The organism is Acinetobacter thutiue (assembly GCF_030385805.1).
Lineage (GTDB): Bacteria > Pseudomonadota > Gammaproteobacteria > Pseudomonadales > Moraxellaceae > Acinetobacter > Acinetobacter corruptisaponis.
This window is the reverse complement of record NZ_JAUDZE010000002.1, coordinates 140,144-157,327: the sequence shown is the minus strand read 5'-3', so window position 1 is coordinate 157,327 and position 17,184 is coordinate 140,144. Positions and strand designations below refer to the sequence as shown.

Annotated in this window: 23 protein-coding genes; 10 read left to right on the top strand and 13 right to left on the bottom strand. The window is 41.9% G+C overall.

The genetic code is table 11. The features are described 5' to 3' along the window. The first annotated feature begins 57 nt into the window (after window positions 1-57). Window positions 58-717 (top strand): 3,4-dihydroxy-2-butanone-4-phosphate synthase, encoded by a 660-nt coding sequence (ribB, locus tag QTA56_RS06645; RefSeq protein ID WP_267980174.1) that lies wholly within the window; start codon window positions 58-60, stop codon window positions 715-717. Window positions 718-768: 51 nt separating this feature from the next. On the opposite strand, the gene QTA56_RS06640 is transcribed toward ribB, so the two are convergent. Further along, window positions 769-1,443: an HAD-IA family hydrolase gene (locus tag QTA56_RS06640; protein WP_267980173.1), complete on the bottom strand. Its 675-nt coding sequence runs from the start codon at window positions 1,441-1,443 to the stop codon at window positions 769-771. A gap of 93 nt (window positions 1,444-1,536) precedes the next feature. Here QTA56_RS06640 and QTA56_RS06635 point away from each other — a divergent pair, with 93 nt between their 5' ends. Beyond that, window positions 1,537-2,304, top strand: coding sequence for a hydroxymethylpyrimidine/phosphomethylpyrimidine kinase (locus tag QTA56_RS06635; protein WP_267980172.1), 768 nt, complete (start codon window positions 1,537-1,539; stop codon window positions 2,302-2,304). A gap of 78 nt (window positions 2,305-2,382) precedes the next feature. Here the strand turns inward: QTA56_RS06635 and lysM are convergent, their stop codons facing one another. The 7 genes from lysM to QTA56_RS06600 form a co-directional block, all read right to left on the bottom strand. Continuing rightward, on the bottom strand, window positions 2,383-2,856 hold the full coding sequence (gene lysM, locus QTA56_RS06630) for a peptidoglycan-binding protein LysM (RefSeq protein WP_267980171.1): 474 nt from the start codon (window positions 2,854-2,856) through the stop codon (window positions 2,383-2,385). Window positions 2,857-3,039: 183 nt separating this feature from the next. After that, window positions 3,040-3,282 (bottom strand): acyl carrier protein, encoded by a 243-nt coding sequence (acpP, locus tag QTA56_RS06625; RefSeq protein ID WP_267980170.1) that lies wholly within the window; start codon window positions 3,280-3,282, stop codon window positions 3,040-3,042. A 188-nt stretch (window positions 3,283-3,470) separates the two neighbouring features. Then, complete coding sequence (gene acpP / locus QTA56_RS06620) at window positions 3,471-3,707, bottom strand: acyl carrier protein (protein ID WP_004655272.1); 237 nt, start codon at window positions 3,705-3,707, stop codon at window positions 3,471-3,473. Between the two features lie 86 nt (window positions 3,708-3,793). Continuing rightward, complete coding sequence (gene fabG / locus QTA56_RS06615; protein WP_267980169.1) at window positions 3,794-4,528, bottom strand: 3-oxoacyl-ACP reductase FabG; 735 nt, start codon at window positions 4,526-4,528, stop codon at window positions 3,794-3,796. Next, window positions 4,525-5,511, bottom strand: coding sequence for an ACP S-malonyltransferase (fabD, locus tag QTA56_RS06610; RefSeq protein ID WP_267980168.1), 987 nt, complete (start codon window positions 5,509-5,511; stop codon window positions 4,525-4,527). The genes fabG and fabD overlap by 4 nt, the downstream gene beginning before the upstream one ends. Window positions 5,512-5,708: 197 nt before the next feature. Beyond that, window positions 5,709-5,894, bottom strand: a complete 186-nt coding sequence (gene rpmF, locus QTA56_RS06605) for a 50S ribosomal protein L32 (RefSeq protein ID WP_004638135.1) — start codon at window positions 5,892-5,894, stop codon at window positions 5,709-5,711. Between the two features lie 79 nt (window positions 5,895-5,973). Continuing rightward, window positions 5,974-6,534, bottom strand: a complete 561-nt coding sequence (locus QTA56_RS06600) for a YceD family protein (RefSeq protein WP_267980167.1) — start codon at window positions 6,532-6,534, stop codon at window positions 5,974-5,976. Between the two features lie 96 nt (window positions 6,535-6,630). On the opposite strand from QTA56_RS06600, the gene QTA56_RS06595 reads away from it, so the two are divergent. Then, a complete protein-coding gene (locus QTA56_RS06595) occupies window positions 6,631-7,293 on the top strand; it encodes an elongation factor P hydroxylase (RefSeq protein ID WP_267980166.1) in 663 nt (220 codons plus the stop codon). An 87-nt stretch (window positions 7,294-7,380) separates the two neighbouring features. After that, window positions 7,381-7,998, top strand: coding sequence for an L-threonylcarbamoyladenylate synthase (locus QTA56_RS06590; protein WP_267980165.1), 618 nt, complete (start codon window positions 7,381-7,383; stop codon window positions 7,996-7,998). Window positions 7,999-8,013: 15 nt separating this feature from the next. On the opposite strand, the gene QTA56_RS06585 is transcribed toward QTA56_RS06590, so the two are convergent. Both QTA56_RS06585 and QTA56_RS06580 read right to left on the bottom strand, forming a co-directional pair. Next, a complete protein-coding gene (locus QTA56_RS06585; RefSeq protein ID WP_267980164.1) occupies window positions 8,014-8,574 on the bottom strand; it encodes a hypothetical protein in 561 nt (186 codons plus the stop codon). Between the two features lie 54 nt (window positions 8,575-8,628). Next, window positions 8,629-9,105 (bottom strand): hypothetical protein, encoded by a 477-nt coding sequence (locus tag QTA56_RS06580; RefSeq protein ID WP_267980163.1) that lies wholly within the window; start codon window positions 9,103-9,105, stop codon window positions 8,629-8,631. Between the two features lie 308 nt (window positions 9,106-9,413). On the opposite strand from QTA56_RS06580, the gene QTA56_RS06575 reads away from it, so the two are divergent. Beyond that, window positions 9,414-10,172, top strand: coding sequence for a hypothetical protein (locus QTA56_RS06575; RefSeq protein ID WP_267980162.1), 759 nt, complete (start codon window positions 9,414-9,416; stop codon window positions 10,170-10,172). Here QTA56_RS06575 and QTA56_RS06570 read toward each other — a convergent pair. Beyond that, window positions 10,164-10,889 (bottom strand): GNAT family N-acetyltransferase, encoded by a 726-nt coding sequence (locus QTA56_RS06570; protein WP_267980161.1) that lies wholly within the window; start codon window positions 10,887-10,889, stop codon window positions 10,164-10,166. The genes QTA56_RS06575 and QTA56_RS06570 overlap by 9 nt on opposite strands. A 243-nt stretch (window positions 10,890-11,132) precedes the next feature. Between QTA56_RS06570 and QTA56_RS06565 the strand changes: the two genes are divergently transcribed. The 5 genes from QTA56_RS06565 to QTA56_RS06545 all read left to right on the top strand — a co-directional run bounded on the left by QTA56_RS06565 (window position 11,133) and on the right by QTA56_RS06545 (window position 14,290). After that, window positions 11,133-11,927, top strand: coding sequence for a segregation and condensation protein A (locus tag QTA56_RS06565; protein ID WP_267980160.1), 795 nt, complete (start codon window positions 11,133-11,135; stop codon window positions 11,925-11,927). Continuing rightward, window positions 11,924-12,523, top strand: coding sequence for an SMC-Scp complex subunit ScpB (scpB, locus tag QTA56_RS06560; RefSeq protein WP_267980159.1), 600 nt, complete (start codon window positions 11,924-11,926; stop codon window positions 12,521-12,523). Before QTA56_RS06565 ends, scpB begins: the two co-directional genes overlap by 4 nt. Window positions 12,524-12,563: 40 nt before the next feature. Further along, window positions 12,564-13,508, top strand: coding sequence for a 23S rRNA pseudouridine(2605) synthase RluB (rluB, locus tag QTA56_RS06555; protein WP_267980158.1), 945 nt, complete (start codon window positions 12,564-12,566; stop codon window positions 13,506-13,508). A 130-nt stretch (window positions 13,509-13,638) separates the two neighbouring features. After that, window positions 13,639-13,872, top strand: a complete 234-nt coding sequence (locus tag QTA56_RS06550) for a hypothetical protein (protein WP_267980157.1) — start codon at window positions 13,639-13,641, stop codon at window positions 13,870-13,872. A 7-nt stretch (window positions 13,873-13,879) separates the two neighbouring features. Next, on the top strand, window positions 13,880-14,290 hold the full coding sequence (locus QTA56_RS06545) for a type II toxin-antitoxin system VapC family toxin (RefSeq protein ID WP_267980156.1): 411 nt from the start codon (window positions 13,880-13,882) through the stop codon (window positions 14,288-14,290). 7 nt (window positions 14,291-14,297) lie between these two features. Here QTA56_RS06545 and QTA56_RS06540 read toward each other — a convergent pair whose 3' ends face one another. Next, on the bottom strand, window positions 14,298-16,022 hold the full coding sequence (locus QTA56_RS06540; protein WP_267980155.1) for an ABC transporter ATP-binding protein: 1,725 nt from the start codon (window positions 16,020-16,022) through the stop codon (window positions 14,298-14,300). Between the two features lie 12 nt (window positions 16,023-16,034). Further along, on the bottom strand, window positions 16,035-17,174 hold the full coding sequence (locus QTA56_RS06535; RefSeq protein ID WP_267980154.1) for an ABC transporter permease: 1,140 nt from the start codon (window positions 17,172-17,174) through the stop codon (window positions 16,035-16,037). Between the last annotated feature and the right edge of the window lie 10 nt (window positions 17,175-17,184).

Below are 17,184 nucleotides of genomic sequence, written 5' to 3'. Positions count from 1 at the left end.
ATTTTTACATCAGTCCTGAAATGTTCAACCGTAGCCTATTTACGAGAGCGTTTCATTATGTCAAGTTTAATCCAACCCGAACTTTTCTTTTCAGCCCTTTCCCCTGCTGAACACCGTATTCAACAAGCTTTAGAAGATATCCGACACGGCAAACCTGTGTTGGTCATGGATGATTTTGACCGTGAAAATGAAGCTGACCTAATTATTGCCGCTGAAACACTAACAGTCGAAGTCATGGCACAAATGATTCGTGATGGTTCTGGTATTGTTTGCTTATGCTTAACCGAACAACTGGCTGATCATTTAGGGCTTCCAGCTATGGTCGTGGATAATTCCAGCCAATTTAAAACAGCTTTTACCGTCACCATTGAAGCAGCGCAAGGTGTGACCACAGGTGTGTCAGCTAAAGACAGAGTAACCACTGTTTTAGCTGCCACCCAAAATGATGCTGTTGCCAGTGATCTCAACCGTCCAGGTCATGTTTTCCCTTTACGCGCACGTGATGGCGGTGTGCTGACCCGTCGTGGACATACTGAGGGTACTATTGACCTAGCACGTTTGGCAGGTTTAAAACCATCGGGGGTATTGTGTGAATTAACCAATCCAGATGGTTCAATGGCTTCAGGCATTCAGGTTTTGGCTTATGCTCAAACGCATGATTTAACCGTGATTAGTATTGAAGAGTTAGTACAATATCGTTTAAAGCATAATGTTTAGTTAAAGCATAAAAATGCCTCTAAACATAGAGGCATTTTTATCAGTGACATTTCAAGAAACTTTTCGCTCTGCATTTAATTCAGCCACACATCCAATCAATTCACTAAACTGGGAAATCTGTGTGATAGGTTGTGCTTGGGCGAGTTCCTCTGCCGTTCCATAACCATAATTCACCGCAATGGTTTCAATACCATTGGCATGCGCCCCAATAATGTCATACTGACGATCACCAACCATGATACATTCAGCAGCATTCAAATTTTCCTGTTCCAGAATATAAGCAATCAAGTCTGCCTTATTGGTACGTTCACCTGTCAATTCACTGCCATACATTTCAGTAAAATATGAATCGAGCTGAAAATGCACAAGGATTTGTTTGGCAAAAATCGTTGGCTTCGCTGTCGCTAGAAATAAAGCATAACCTTGTGCTTGCAATTGCTGTAAAGTCTCGGCAACTGTAGGGTAAACTTCATTTTCAAATAAACCCGTCACCGAAAAACGTTCACGATAAGCAAGTAATGCCTGTTCAGCCAAGTCATCATCCTGAGTATTCAATAATTTTGCCAATGACGCTTTCAGCGGTGGTCCAATGGTCCAGTCCAGATCAACTTCATCAGCTAAGGGGTGACCTAGTTTTTCTAAAGCATAACGAATTGAACGATGAATCCCCGCTTTCGGGTCAGTTAATGTTCCATCCAAATCTATCAGAATATTTTTGATCGTCATTCGTTCAATCTCTTACAGCCCTACACAACATCATCGAGAGTTTCTCAAAACTCCCCTATACTAGCCTAAATGACAACATAAAAGGAAATTGCAGTGCGTCCAACCGTACTTTGTTTTTCAGGTTTAGATCCATCAGGCGGTGCTGGTTTACAGGCAGATATTGAAGCGATTGGGCAAAGTGGCGCACATGCCGCGATTGCCTGTACTGCCCTTACCATTCAAAACTCGCAACAAGTGTTTGGTTTTGAAGCCACCTCAAAAGAATTATTGCTGGCACAAGCCAATGCTGTAGTGGGTGATTTACCGATTAAATGTGTTAAATCTGGCATGCTTGGTACAACGGATAATATTGCTGCTCTGGCTAAGTTTTTACGTGAACACCCTGACTATTTATATGTGCTGGATCCTGTACTTGTCGCCAATAGTGGTGGCTCATTGGGTGATCAGGCAACATTGGTCAAAGCCTTTGTTGAGTTAATCCCTTTGGCAACAGTGATCACGCCCAATACAGTTGAGTTAAGGGCTTTAACTGGCCTGAATGATATTGAACAAGCCACGCAAAAACTATTTGAGATGGGCGCAAAAGCGGTCTTAGTGAAAGGTGGACATGAAGATACGCCTGATCATATCCGTAACGTGCTCTATGCTGATGGCAAAATGATTGCTGAAAGTACCTGCCCTCGTTTAGAGGGACAATATCATGGTTCAGGTTGTTCATTGGCAAGTTTTATTGCAGGTCGTTTAGCTTTGGGAGATTCCCTTAAAATTGCAGTGCAACATGCTGAAACATGGTTGTTTGGTGTACTCAAAAATGCTGAAACACCTGTGGTAAATGGTCAGAAGATTCCAAAGCGGTTTTAAGCTATTTTCAAATTGATAAATCGTCTAGAATTTATTAAATAAAAAAGGCGCCTATGCGCCTTTTTTACAATTCACAAATTACTGCGGAATACGCAACACCTGACCAGGAAAAATGTCATCGGCATTTTTTAACAATGGTCGGTTTGCCTCAAAAATTTTATTGTACTGGTTTGGATCACCATAATATTCTTTTGAAATCTTGGATAAATTGTCCCCAGATTTCACGGTATAGAATTTGCTTTCGGGTTCAGGTGCTTCAACTGTCATCTGGTCATCAACTTGTGCCACATGGTCAACATTTCCAACCGCAAGGACAATCTTTTCCTTATCAGCCTGACTCTTTACCTGCCCCTTAATTGTTGCCAAATCAGTCGTACCATTATAGGTAACAGACAAGCCCTCAACACCTAAGCCTAAACTCTTAATCAAGCCCAATAGTTTGTTGGCAATTTCCTGAGCTGAGGGTTCAGCGGGTGTTGCTGGCGCAGGTTGGGGTTCTGCTGGAGCCGTATTTTTTTTACCAATACCTTTAACAAAATCAAAAAGACCCATTGTTATTACCTCTATCATTATTTATGCATGCATGGTCAAAATAGACCTATTTCTAGTTATACCGAAAATTTTTCGCTTTCAGGTTTCAATTTAAAGTGGTCTTGTAAATCTATGTATATTTTTAAGTTAGTCACAAAAAGCCACCTTATGGTGGCTTTCGGTCAACTTAAGGCATGATGCAATTTAGGCATTTTCTCCCACAATATTCGCCATATAATCAATTGCGGATTGGACGGTGATAATTTTTTCTGCCGCTTCATATGGAATTTGAATACCAAACTCTCCTTCAAGAGCCATAATGAGTTCAACCACACCCAATGAATCGGCCCCTAAATCATCTGTAAAAGTTGCATGAGGCTTAACCTCCTGCTCATCTACACTAAATTGCTCAATGATGATTTGTTTAATACGTTTTGCTATATCCATAAAATTTCCCTTTATTTTTTTATGATTTAATTCGTTATTTTAAATCGAATAAATTTTATACACTCAAATCGTTATTTTTCATATCCAGAGTTTATTTTTTCTTGTAAAAATATGTATATGTTCTCTCCAGCGAAAAGTTAAGCCTATAAAAAAGCCACCTTGCGGTGGCTTTAGATCATGCAGGATGATTAACCAAGTTTCTTGGTTACATAATCAATTGCAGATTGAACTGTTGTAATTTCATTTGAATCTTCATCTGGAATGGTGATGTCAAAATCATTTTCAAAAGACATTACAAGTTCAACCAAATCCAAAGAGTCAGCACCTAAATCATCCATGAAAGATGCTTCATTCTTGATCTCTTCAGCACGCATACCTAATTGTTCAGCTACAGCTTGTTTGATGCGTTGTTCGATATCGCTCACAGGAATTCTCCTCATTGCTTGTGGCGTTTTAATTTGCCACTAGTTTAATTGAATATAAAAATTTTTAAAAGTTTATACATCACCACTTAGGCCATGTATAAACCACCATTTACGTGTAAAACTGTACCAGTAATGTAACTAGCCTTATCGCTGGCAAGGAAACTCACTGCATTCGCAATATCTTGTGGTTCACCCAGACGATTTAAAGCTACTTGATCACTCATCTTTTTACGAACATCTTCGCTTAACTGATCAGTCATTTCTGTTGCAATAAAACCAGGTGCCACACTGTTGACCGTAATCTGGCGGCTGCCCATCTCCTTGGCTAGGCTACGGCTGAATGCCTCAATGCCTGCTTTCGCTGCGGAGTAGTTGGCCTGTCCTGGATTGGCAAAGTGTGCGACCACTGAACTGATGTTGATAATGCGTCCAAAACGTGCCTTGGTCATGCCCTTGAGTACCCGCTTGGATAAGCGGTAAACAGCTTTCAGATGAATATTAAGAATGTCATCCCAGTCATCTTCAGACATGCGAAGCAACAAGTTGTCCTTGGTGATTCCAGCATTATTGACCAATACAAGAACCGCACCATGTTTTTGCTCAATGTCTGAAACCAGCGCATCAATTGCTTCGCCATTACGGACATCAAGCACAGCACCTGTCCCGTTTTCAGCAAAGCTTTCTGTCAGTTTTTGTGCGCCTGATTCAGAGGTCGCAGTTCCAACCACAAAAAAACCGTCTTGAATGAGCTGCTGTGCAATTGCTGCGCCAATTCCTCGGCTTGCTCCTGTCACCAACGCAACTTTTCGTTGTTGTGTCATGCAATTTTTCCTTCTGCCACCAAGACCGCGCTCAGGGCATCTTCCATACGTGCCTTGCTGTCAATCGCAAATGCTTTTTCTATGTTCGGTAATCGCTTGGCAAGATTGCTGAGCACCGTACCTGGTCCACATTCAACCACATATTGAATACCCTGATCCTGTAGATATTGCATGGTACGTGTCCATTGCACTGATTGGTACAACTGGGCAGTGAGCGCCTGACGTAACTGGGCAACATCCGTTGCGATTTCCGCGTTGACATTTTGTATTACAGGAATGCGGGGTAGCTCAATGGCAGTTTGTTCCAAAGCTTCGGCAAACTGTTCAGCAGCAGGTTTCATGAGGGAACAATGAGATGGTACAGATACAGGCAGGGCTATCGCCTTACCAGACTGCTCTTTTGCCTCAGCCATGACCTGCTGAACCAATGCCGTGCTACCCGCAATGACCACCTGTCCCTGTGCATTATAATTGGCGGCATCAACTGAACCCTGACCAGCGGCAGACGCATTTTTACAAAGCTCAATCACTTTCTCATCGGCCAAGCCTAAAATTGCCGCCATTGCCCCCTCACCCTGAGGAACTGCACTCTGCATCAATTTACCGCGTAAATTGACCAGTTTCACCGCATCGGCAAGGGTCATGGCTTCTGCCGTAACCAGTGCACTGTATTCGCCTAGAGAATGGCCAGCAAGGAATTTTGGTGCAACACCACCTAGTTCCAGCCAGACACGCCATAGGGCAATGCTGGCAGTGAGTAATACAGGCTGGGTATTTTCCGTTTGATCCAGTCTTTCACCACTCTGCGCAATCTGCCAAAGGTCAAAGCCAACTGCCTCTGAGGCTTCTGTGAATGTATCTTTAACGACGCTAAACTGCTCTGCGAGTTCAGCCAGCATACCCACTTTTTGTGAGCCCTGACCTGGAAAAACAAATGCTGTTTTTGTTGCTTGAGCTGCCTGCCCAAGTCGTTTAATCGACATATAAAAATCCTTAAAATGGTCTATTGCCAGTTTGATCCATACCCACGATATTACATGAGAATGGCAACAGACTCTTTCCTGATGCGGCAATTTACCATTGATTAAATCGTTTTTTAATTGCGAAAAACAACAAAAAAGGGAGCTTTCGCTCCCATTTTTTCTATACTTTAAGCTAACGCTTAATGCATATGACTCAATTATTCAGCATCAGCTGCTTTAGCGAATAATTGACGACCACGGTAAATACCGTCTTTAGTCACATGGTGACGACGATGAGTTTCACCAGTAGTTTGGTCTACAGATAATGCATTCTCGGTTAAAGCGTCATGTGAACGGCGCATGTCACGGCGAGAGCGACTTTTACGGTTTTGCTGAACGGCCATGATGGCTCCTTACAAAGATCGAAAAAATGGATCAGAACAAATTCAGTTGTCTTAACTCAACATGATAACACAAATTGTGTTATGAGTTAAGTTTGCCTTTCAAACTTGCCAAAACATCAAACGGGTTATCCCGTTTTTCTTCGGCAACTTCCTGAACGGCAGGTTGATGTTTATGTTCACAGGCATCATGCTTGGGAGACAAAGGCATCAACAATAACAATTCATCTTCTAGCAATGCGAGCAAGTCAATAGAAGCAGGCGTATCAAAATCACCTTTTTTCGAAGACTCACTTTCACCTAAGACGATGAAATCAGCATCCTCATCCAATCGCTCTATCAGTGACTCATCATCAACCAAGGCTAAATGAAAATCTGAAACCAGTTCAATTTCAACAGGCCCCAAACAACGTTGGCACTCCATTGGAACTTTGGTGTCAATATGTCCATCCAGCCATACAATACGATGATAGGCATCCATTGATAGCTTACAGTCTATGTTGATCAATTGATCATCAATTGAACCAACAGCTTCTCGAGCAATACGAGCAAAGCGAGACAACGGCAGTGTTCCTGACCATGTATAGCCCTGTTCAGCCCATTTAAATGGCTCGATTTGGCTTGGAAAAGTGTTTGCTGACATAATTAAGGCGGCAATTCTACAAATTCATCGGTACTCTGTCAAAGATTAAGATACAATTTTGCACTTCTTTAGACAGAACTCGGGGTAAGTCAAGCAATGCACCTGTTGCAGCCGCAACCTGAAGTAACAACTTCATTACTTGTTGGCACCCATTCAACCCTTTCGCCTGTGTTAGCACCAGATCAAGTGCAACGCTCATCTTGGCAAAACTTAACAACAGAACCAGAGCAGGTTGATTGGCTTATTTTACACTTTAATCACTGGTTTTCCCACCATAATGTCACCTTGGTTAAAGGTGATTTTGAACCAGAATATTTCCCAGCCACCGCTGAACAGCCTGCACGAATCCAGTTTGCCCATGGTTTCTTTAACAGTGCCCTGCATGAAATTAGCCACTGGTCTATTTCTGGTGAGAAGCGACGTCTTTTACCTGACCTGGGTTATTGGTATGCACCCGATGGCCGCAGCGCCGAGCAACAGGCTTTATTTGAACAGGTTGAAATCAAGCCACAGGCCATTGAATGGTTATTTGCCACCGCTTTTGGTCGGAAATTCCGTGTGTCTCTGGATAACTTGACAGGTGATGGTGGCAATGGGCAGCAGTTTAAAGACAATGTTTTCACCCAAGTACAGCGTTATTTTTCGGGTGAAGCAAAGCTACCTCATGATGCAGCACATTTCATTCATTACATCTGCCTATGCACACGTCAAGGCATGCCGTTACAACTCGATGAATTTAAACGTGAATACCTTGATTAAATGACAAAATTACCACATCCAGACCTTGCGCCCCACTAAAATTACGTTTCATAATTAATTCAGCCACTTAGATTAGGGAGCTACAAAATGTTACATTTACATATTCATCCTGAAAATCCACAGGCTCGCTTAATCACTCAGGCAGTTGAACGTATTCGTACAGGCGATGTTGTGGTCTATCCAACCGATGCGGCTTATGCAATTGGCTGTCAGATTGGAAACAAGAATGCGATGGAACGGATTGCCCAGATTCGTGGCCTGGGTCCAAAGCATCAATATGCAATTATGTGCTGTGACTTATCCGACATTTCGACCTATGCCAAAGTGGACAATGCCATGTATAGGCTGTTAAAAAATAATACTCCTGCTGTCACCACCTTTATTTTGCCTGCAACCAGTGAAGTGCCAAAGCGTTTAATGCATCCGAAGAAAAAAACCATTGGTTTACGCATTCCAAGCAATCCGATTGCTCAGGCATTATTAAAAGAACTGGGTGAACCTTTATTGACCAGTACCCTGATTTTACCTGATCAGGCAGACCCTCTGGATGATCCATTCGATATTGAAAATCAGTTGGGTAAACGAATTGATGTATTTGTGGATGGTGGTTTTGGCACATTATCCACCACCAGTATTGTGGATTTATCGGGAGAAAATCCTGTCGTTGTACGTCGTGGTGTCGGTGATGTCAGTGCTTTTGAATAAACCAGAACATGTCACTTAGTGAAGCGATGCAGCCCGCTCACTTGAAGAACTTTCAACCGCTGGAGCAGCGCTTGGCACACGAGTCACTTCTCTAGGTTCTTCAATGATTTCACCCTGTTTTGCAGTCCGAATTTTATCAAAATTAGGACAGGCTGAAATTCTTTGCTGAAAAGAAAATATTTCCTTTCCAAATTTATCCTTGGTTATTAAATAAAAAGTGACTTTATCTTGCTCCAATACATTTAACATCGCCAAACGTGGCTTAATCTCCATCGCTGTCAATCCATTCAATTGACTACACCAAGCCTTTTGGAATGTTTGTTTATTTAACAATTCAGGAATAGCCACAACATTAACTAAAAAGTTTTGATAAATACGAATATTGGGATATTGATTTAAAAGATCAATTTGCAAACCTGGTGGCTGCCTAGATGCAATTTCCTTTTTTGTATCATCAGACCAAGTTGTTTTTAAATATTCTCTAGCCTGTTTTTCATATTTATAAGACTGATATTTGGGATAGATGACTTGCCAAAATATCATCAATATCGCAATAACGATCATTACATTTTTCATGTCAATTCAGATTCCTAACCCTGTAATTCTCAATATTTCAGTCTGAGAAAAATCCTAAGACACACTTTGTTTAAGTAGCTGAAATTCAGGACATTGTGTAAGCACCTGTTTATGTTCCATTAAAACCTTTCCAAAACGAGCTTTTACGATATAGGTCATGGCAACATTATCTTCTTCTATAACATTTACAATAGCTTTTGCCTTATCTTTATCCTCTTTTTCAGGAAGCCTCGAAAAAACCTGGCAAGCTATTCTCTGGCTATTTTCCATAAGTTTAGTCTTAATTATCGCTTCTGCCTGTGCTGGAATCTCTTGAGTAAAATCAACGTAAAAAAACAGGTTAGGATATTGATTGAGAATATCAGCCTTAATAGGTAAGTCTTTCATGGCATCTTTCATTTCTGGTGTATATGAAAAGTTTTTTAGACCATTTCGTGCTGTCTCCTCAAATTCATGCTGCCAGTATTTTTCTGTTCCATAGAATAATCCACCAATAATCAGAAGCCCCACTACAACAAATTTAACATTCATATTTTTCCCCATATTTTCATTATTTAGTCTATAAATACATAAAATAGAATATAGCGTTATTATTTATAAATATTTATAAAATTCAATAAAATAATAATTCCAATAGTAAAATAAACTCTTTTTCCGATAAAAGGTTCAAAAACAATAAATTGATGAAAATATAAGATGATTTACAATTTTTTATTTAGAAAACTTTATCAAACCTTATTGAGATTGAAGTCAACTTATATTGATACGCTGAGTTGAATGTATTGACGAATCAATAATTTTTCTTATGCTAGTGTCAAAAACAAAAATGACATATATGTATGAAAAACGGTGACACGCAGCAACACATTGCAACATTAGAACAGATCATTCAATTTGGTGTGGGCCAAGACCGTACTGATGGCAGTCTTGATATTTTTATTGATAAATTGTCAGGGAAATTACCACTTGGTGCAGATGCGCCCACTTTCGAATCCCGAAAACGTATTATCTGCCTTGGGTTACGTTCTAAAATTGCCCAGTTCTCAACGATTACATTTTTATGCGGTTTTCTTACCCTTATCTCTGCATTAATGGCATGGGCACTGATTCCTGATTTAAGCCTGTTCAGCTATGCCCTTGTTAGTTTAATGTTCACATGGGGTTGTATTGCAGCTTATGGTCAGTCTAAAAACTATTATCAAATTTTGAATGCAATAAAAATACTGCAACAAACTCAACCTGATCCAGCAGTATTCCACCCTGTGATTGATCAATATGCTTCAGATGCCCAATTTTTTAAATCTCGACAACAAACCCGTGTAATTGCCTGTGTGATTGTTCTTATTTCGGGTAGATGTCTATTTAGTATTTATCAGAATCCACCTGAGGCATTATTTCAAATTAGTTTTATATTGCCTTTTATGCTAATGCTAGGGATTGGCTTATTATTTCATCCTATTTCCAGAAAAGAGAGTTTGTATCTTTATGGAACAGCACAGTTACCCTGGAAGCATTTTCCAGTTTTTCTTAAACTGTGCTGCATTTTGGGTGGAATTCTTTCAATTACAATGATGATAGGCTATGAATTTTTATCCTAGCCTAGAGGTCAATTCAGATAACCGCTGTTTCTGAACACCCTGCTGATCAAAATTTTCTGGACTTAACCATTGCTGGTAAGCATGCGCTAATTCTGGCCATTCATCATCAATCATTGAGAACCATGCCGTATTACGATTTCGTCCTTTAATAATGCGGTCCTGACGAAACAATCCCTCGTATTGAAAACCAAACCGTAAAGCCGCTGTCTTTGACGGTTCATTACAATCATCACACTTCCATTCAACACGTCTAAAACCATTGTTAAGACATTGCTGTAACAATAAAAAGATGGTTTCTGTGGCTGCGCTGGATTGCTTCATCTTATGCGAAAAGTACACATTGCCAATTTCAACCGCACCATGTGCAAGTCTGGGATTTAACAAGGCAACCCAACCCTGTACCTCTCCAGCAACCTCAATCAAAAAGTGGCTGGAATCCTTGAAGCCAAATAAATTTTGTAATGAATCTTTTAGGCTTTGCTGGCTCTGTGGTGCGGAATAAGGCAGATAGGTCCAGCATCGTTCATCAGGTTCAGTTGATACCGCTTCCCATAACTGCCCTGCCGCCTGATCTGTTATGCCATGAGCCACATCGACCAGCTTGACATATCGTCCCGATATATCACCCTGAACAGTAGAAGCAGTCACATTTTCCTCAAGTGAAGAACCAGTCATTTGCCCAAACTGATTCTGTTGTGTTTTTAAATAATTTCTCATTGGCTGTTATCGTTTAATTAAAGTCTTTTTGGAAACCCATTTAAACATAGGTTTAGCTCTGTTCGAGGTGAAATTGCATCACAATAAAAAATACCCTGAGAACTTTAAGGTTTTTGTAAGTGAGTAATTTATTAAATTTGCTATTTCGATTAGAATAGCCAAGCTCTTGGTAGCATTGTGTCGTCCTTGCACACAAAATTATATCTTTCATGCTTTTGAAAATTCGCGTGGCTTATAACGGTAATGAATCAAACTCTCCCCTCAGTTCTGGAGCCTACTCCATCCATTCGCGTGCTTGACGAGTGGCAGGAGACTATACCCGAAGATTTGTACATACCACCTGCTGCGTTTGAAATCTTGCTTGAGCAATTTGAGGGCCCCCTGGATTTTCTGATTTACCTGATTCAAAAAAATGGTTTTGATTTATTGCAGCTCGACATCTCCCCAATCGCGACCCAATATCTTTCCTATATGGACAGCATGAAGTCGCTGAATATTGAGCTGACTGCGGATTATATGGTGATGGCAGCGCTACTCGCCGACTTAAAATCACGTTTATTACTTCCTAAACCCAAGGTTGTTGATCAATTTGAGAAAGACCCTAAACAGGAACTGATTGACCGTCTGGAAACCTATTTACGCATTAAACAGGCGGCTGAACGTCTGGGGCAAATGCCAATTTTTGAGCGGGATACCTTTAGTACCAATGTCAGTATTGGTCATATTGCCCCAATCTACGAGGGTTATGATGTCGATGCCCTGCGTGACGCATTATTCTGTATCTTTAACCGTCCTGAACCCATCACCCATGTGGTTGCACAAGAACCTGTATTGCTTGAAGAGCGTATGGCCTATATTGAAAACCAGCTTGCATCTGGTGAAAACTTAAGTTTTATTGAACTGCTCAATCCCAAGCAGGGTCGTATGGGCATGGTGGTGACCTTTATGGCGGTGCTGGAACTGACACGTCAGCAAAAAATCCAGATTATCCATACAGGCATTGAAGCCCCACTGACTGTTCAGGGGATTGCCGCATGAGTTTAGATCAGTTTGACACGAATGAGGGAATGTCACTTGAAGACATTCATCACGACGTTTTATTGCAGATCGAGGCAATCTTGTTTGCCAGTGACTCACCAGTCTCGCTTGCACGGCTAAAAGAAGCCTTTCAAAACCAATATAATAAGCAACAGTTACGTACATTCTTGCAGCAGCTTGCCATGTTGCAGCATGGCCGTTCAATTGAACTGATTGAAACGGCACAGGGCTTTCGTTTTCAGGTGCGGGCAAAGTACCGTAATATTATTGCCCAGGTTTGGCCTGAACGCCCAACCAAGCTGTCGCCCTCGTTACTCGAAACAGTCGCCGTGATTGCGTATCATCAGCCTGTCACGCGTGCCGATATTGAACAGATTCGTGGTGTATCGAATAATAGCCAGATTTTAAGAAATTTATTTGACTGGAACTGGATTAAAGAAGCTGGTTTCAGGGATTTGCCTGGAAGACCTGCGTTGTTGATTACAACGCCCCAATTTTTAAATGCTTTTGGTTTAGTGTCATTAAATCAATTGCCTCCCCTACAGAACGCCAAGGAAGCATTCATGGCTCTCGATGCACATGCACCGAAGTCTTGAGAGGTGAACTGTTGATCATTATGTCTAAGGTTGTGCTGTCATGAGTGAAAAACTACAAAAGGTGTTGGCGAGAGTCGGGTTAGGCTCACGTCGTTATATGGAAGAGGTAATTGCTGCTGGCCGTGTCAGCATCAATGGTCGTATTGCCCAGGTGGGTGAGCGTATCGAACCAACCGATGAACTGCGTATTGACGGCCGTAAGGTGCAGTTCCAGATTGAAGATGAAATTCGTCGTCGTGTCTTGATTTACTATAAGCCAGAGGGTGAGATCTGCTCGCGCAATGACCCTGAAAAGCGTCCTACCGTATTTGATCATTTGCCTCAAATTGCCAATGACCGCTGGGTGATGGTAGGTCGTCTGGATATTAACAGTACAGGCTTGTTGTTATTCACTAACGATGGTGAGCTTGCTAATCGCCTGATGCATCCATCCAACGAAGTTGAACGTGAATATGCGGTGCGTGTGATGGGTGAAGTGACCCCACAAATCCGTAACAACATGCTCAAGGGTGTTGAACTTGAAGATGGCCCTGCCAAGTTTGAGTCATTCTCTGAAATTGGGGGCGATGGCATCAACCGCTGGTATCAGGTGGTGGTGAAAGAAGGCCGCAACCGTGAGGTGCGTCGCATCTTTGAATCGCAAGGCCTAAAAGTCAGCCGCTTATTGCGTACCCGTTACGGTACGGTGATCTTGCCACGTGAGTTGCGTACAGGCCGCTGGATGGAACTGGATAAGACTGACATTGACAACTTGGCAAAATCAGTTGAGCTGAAGCCACGCCAGGGTACAGGCTTGTTTGGTATGGCAAAACGCCGTACTGAAAAAATGGCGGAGAAGCCATTGGCTGCACGTCGTGGCGGTTATCTACGTCAACAGCGCCGTGATGATGAACAGCAAGACCCGCAGCGTTCTAGTAATAACGGTAATAATAGCAACAATGGTCGTAAAACCATTGGTTTCAACAAAGGCTTTAAGAAGTTTTAATTGAAAAAAGATGCAGGGTTGATGACCTTGCATCTTACTTTTCTATATCCGAAAAATTACGGTATATTGTTCATTCTATCTTTTTATTTTATGATCAAAGTATAGTCATCCCTAAAAAGGAGCAAGTACCATGAATGCTCGTCTCGAACAAAATATAATTGAACAACTGCATCAACTCGATGATGCGCATTTACATAAAGTTTTAGAATTTATTGAACAGATTAAACCACAGTCTCCAGAACTCCCCAAGATTACAGGATTATTTGCACATTTAAATGTGGATGATACTGAACTGGATAAGGAAGTTGCTCAATTGAAATGTGAACGTCAAAATTCCCTAAAACTTTTATCTGATACACTCTAAAGCGGTCATGAAAACTTATGTATTAGATACCCATGCATGGATATGGCAATTGTTTAAGCCTGAAAAATTAGGACACCATGCTAAACTAATCCTTGAACAGGCAGATCAAAACCAACAGGTAAATATTATTATCCCTGCGGTTGTACTTGCCGAAGTCAGTATGATCGCTCAAAAACAAAGAGTAGTTGGATTTAAAGCTGAACATATTCCAATTTTAGTATCTACAATTCAGCAGCATCCAGCATATTCATTTAGCATATTGGATCAGGACATTATTCTCGCCAGTCAAAAATTTACGGACATTCCAGATATTTTTGATCGGTTGATCACAACTGAGAGCTATTTATTAAATGCTACACTGATCAGTTGTGATTCAATTATTCATGCTAGCCAAGCTAAAGATTTTATCATCTGGTAGTTTTCAACTACCCATCCCCCTGCGGAATCGCATTAAGCAACTTCTTGGTATATTCATGCTGCGGATGCAAATACAGTTCATCCGAATTGGCAATTTCTACCACTTCACCATGATTCATCACCATGACCTGATCTGAAATATATTTCACCACCGATAAATCATGTGAAATGAAAATATAACTCAGTCCAAATTCGTCCTGTAAATCCTGCAACAGATTCAGCACCTGCGCTTGTACCGACACATCCAGCGCAGAAACCGACTCATCACAGATTAAAATTTCTGGCTTTAAGGTGAGGCAACGGGCAATCGCGATTCGCTGGCGTTGTCCACCAGAAAATTCATGCGGATAACGGTCATAGGCATCTACAGGTAAACTGACTTTTTCCAGTAGCCCCAAAGCCATCTTTTTACGTTCTGCATCATTTTGCCCAATGCCATGAATCCGCATCGGCTCAAGTAAAATCTGCCCAATGGTAAAACGGGGATTGAGTGACGCATAGGGATTCTGGAAGATGATCTGAATCTTGCGCTGATACTGGGAGAATTCTTTTTCAGTCATGGACAGAATATCTTTGCCACCAATCAAGGCTTGTCCACCTGTGGCTTGATGCAATCGCATCAGCAATAGACCAATCGTGGTTTTGCCTGAACCCGATTCACCGACCAAGCCCAAAGTCTTTCCTTTCGCCAATTGAAAAGATACACCTTTGACCGCCTGAAACTCATCTTTGCCCCATAGTCCTTTACGGCTATAAAACGACTTTTTCAGATCTTTAACATCAAGCACAATCGGTTCATCACCAGACAAACCACGGACACGCTGTTTCAGATTTAATTCGGACAAATTGGTTGCTTCAATCAATTGTCCATTTTCGTCCTGCTTCATAAAATCACTGGTCACGGGTAAACGATATGGACGGGATGACAATTGTGGACGGCAATGCAACAAGGCACGGGTATAAACATCTTTAGGTTGTTGCAACACCTGTTCAGCCTTACCTGCTTCACGGATTTCGCCATGACGCATTACAATCACTTCATCAGCGATTTCACCGACTAAAGCCAGATCATGGGTAATAAACAGCATCGACATTTGGTGACGTTGCCGCAATGATTCCAATAGGTCAATGATTTGTTTTTGAATGGTCACATCCAGTGCCGTGGTCGGTTCATCAGCAATCAGAAGTTTTGGTTTACAGGCAATTGCCATTGCAATCATCACCCGTTGCTGCTGACCGCCTGAAAGCTGGCTTGGATAGGCATCAATCCTGCTTTCAGGTGATGGAATGCCGACCTCATGTAACAATTCCAACACTCGGCTTCTTGCCTGTTTACGATTCATACCTAAATGAATCCTGAGCACTTCGGCAATCTGGTCACCGACTGTAAATACAGGATTGAGTGAGGACATCGGTTCCTGAAAAATCATGGCAATGTCTTTGCCGCAAATCTGGCGGATTTCCTTTGCGGATAAATTAAGTAAATCCTTGCTCTCAAAGCTGATCTTGCTTTGATTGGCAATCTGGCTCTGCCCTTTGGGCAATAAACCCATAATCGCCAATGAAGTCACGGATTTGCCACTACCCGACTCACCGACCAAAGCAACCGTTTTATTTTTTGGAATATTAAGTGAAATGCCCTTGACCGTTTCAATCCACTGCTTATTTTTACCCTTAAAACTGATATGAAGATTTTCGACATTTAATAACGGCGTTTCATGATTATTTTGCATCTGATTTCTCCGCTATTTCAGTTTAGGATCAAGTGCATCACGCAATGCATCAGTAAACATTGAAAATGCTGTGACCAAAACGGCCATTGCAATCGAAGCCGCAGCCAGTTGCCACCATTTCCCCAAAATCAATTCGCTTTGTGCTTCATTGAGCATACTGCCCCACGACACCACACCCACAGGCACCCCAAAACCCAGAAAACTAAGGATGACTTCAGATTTGATGAAAGACACCACCAGAATTGAAATCTGCACCAGTGCAATATGACTGACATTAGGGAAAATATGTACAAACATACGGCGCATATTGCTGACGCCAATGGCTTTGGCTGCCAACACATATTCACGGGATGTATGCTTCATATATTCGGCACGTATCAGACGAAATACCCCAGTCCAGCCCGTCAAACCGAGAATAAGTACAATCGACAGAATCCCTTTTTGCTGGAGTACTGCGGCAATCGCCAGGACCAGCAACAAATAAGGAATCGAGGTGAAAATGTTATAAAACCAGTTCAGAATATCATCAACCCAACCGCCAAAATAACCTGCAATTGCCCCCAGAAAAGTCCCGATCACCACGGCCAGCAGCGCCGACAACAAACCGACCAGAATCGACGTTTCCGCCCCTTTAATGGTTTTCAATAGGATATCCTGCCCCCATTTATCGGCCCCAAATGGCAAGGTGGTTTTTAACTCCTGCTTTTGTTCAAGCAAATGCCCACCCAGTTGCTGATCAATTTGCTGCATATCTTCCGCCAAAGGATCCACCACGCCATAATGATCCACATAACCGCCTTGCTGTTCATTCTGGATCTCGCTGTTGAGCTGGCGGATGACATCTTTTAATGGGTCTACCGGATTTTCTGGCAGCGTTTCGTTAAGCTTCGCCGCTTCCCCAGTTGACGAGGGATCGGCATCGGCACCTAAAAAAGTAGGTGGTGCATAACTGACCGCCACTTCCTTATTCCAGTCCGATGCAATCACACCGGTCATGGACAAGGCCAGCAGGATGAAATAGAACAGCACGACAATAAAGGAAACCACTGCAATACGATCCGACTTCAATCGCTTTAATGCCAGTTGCCATAATCCTGTTGCAGCCGTTGCTTCGCCAGAAGAGGCTTTGCTTTTAAAAATTGTACTTAGCATTGTGCTCTCC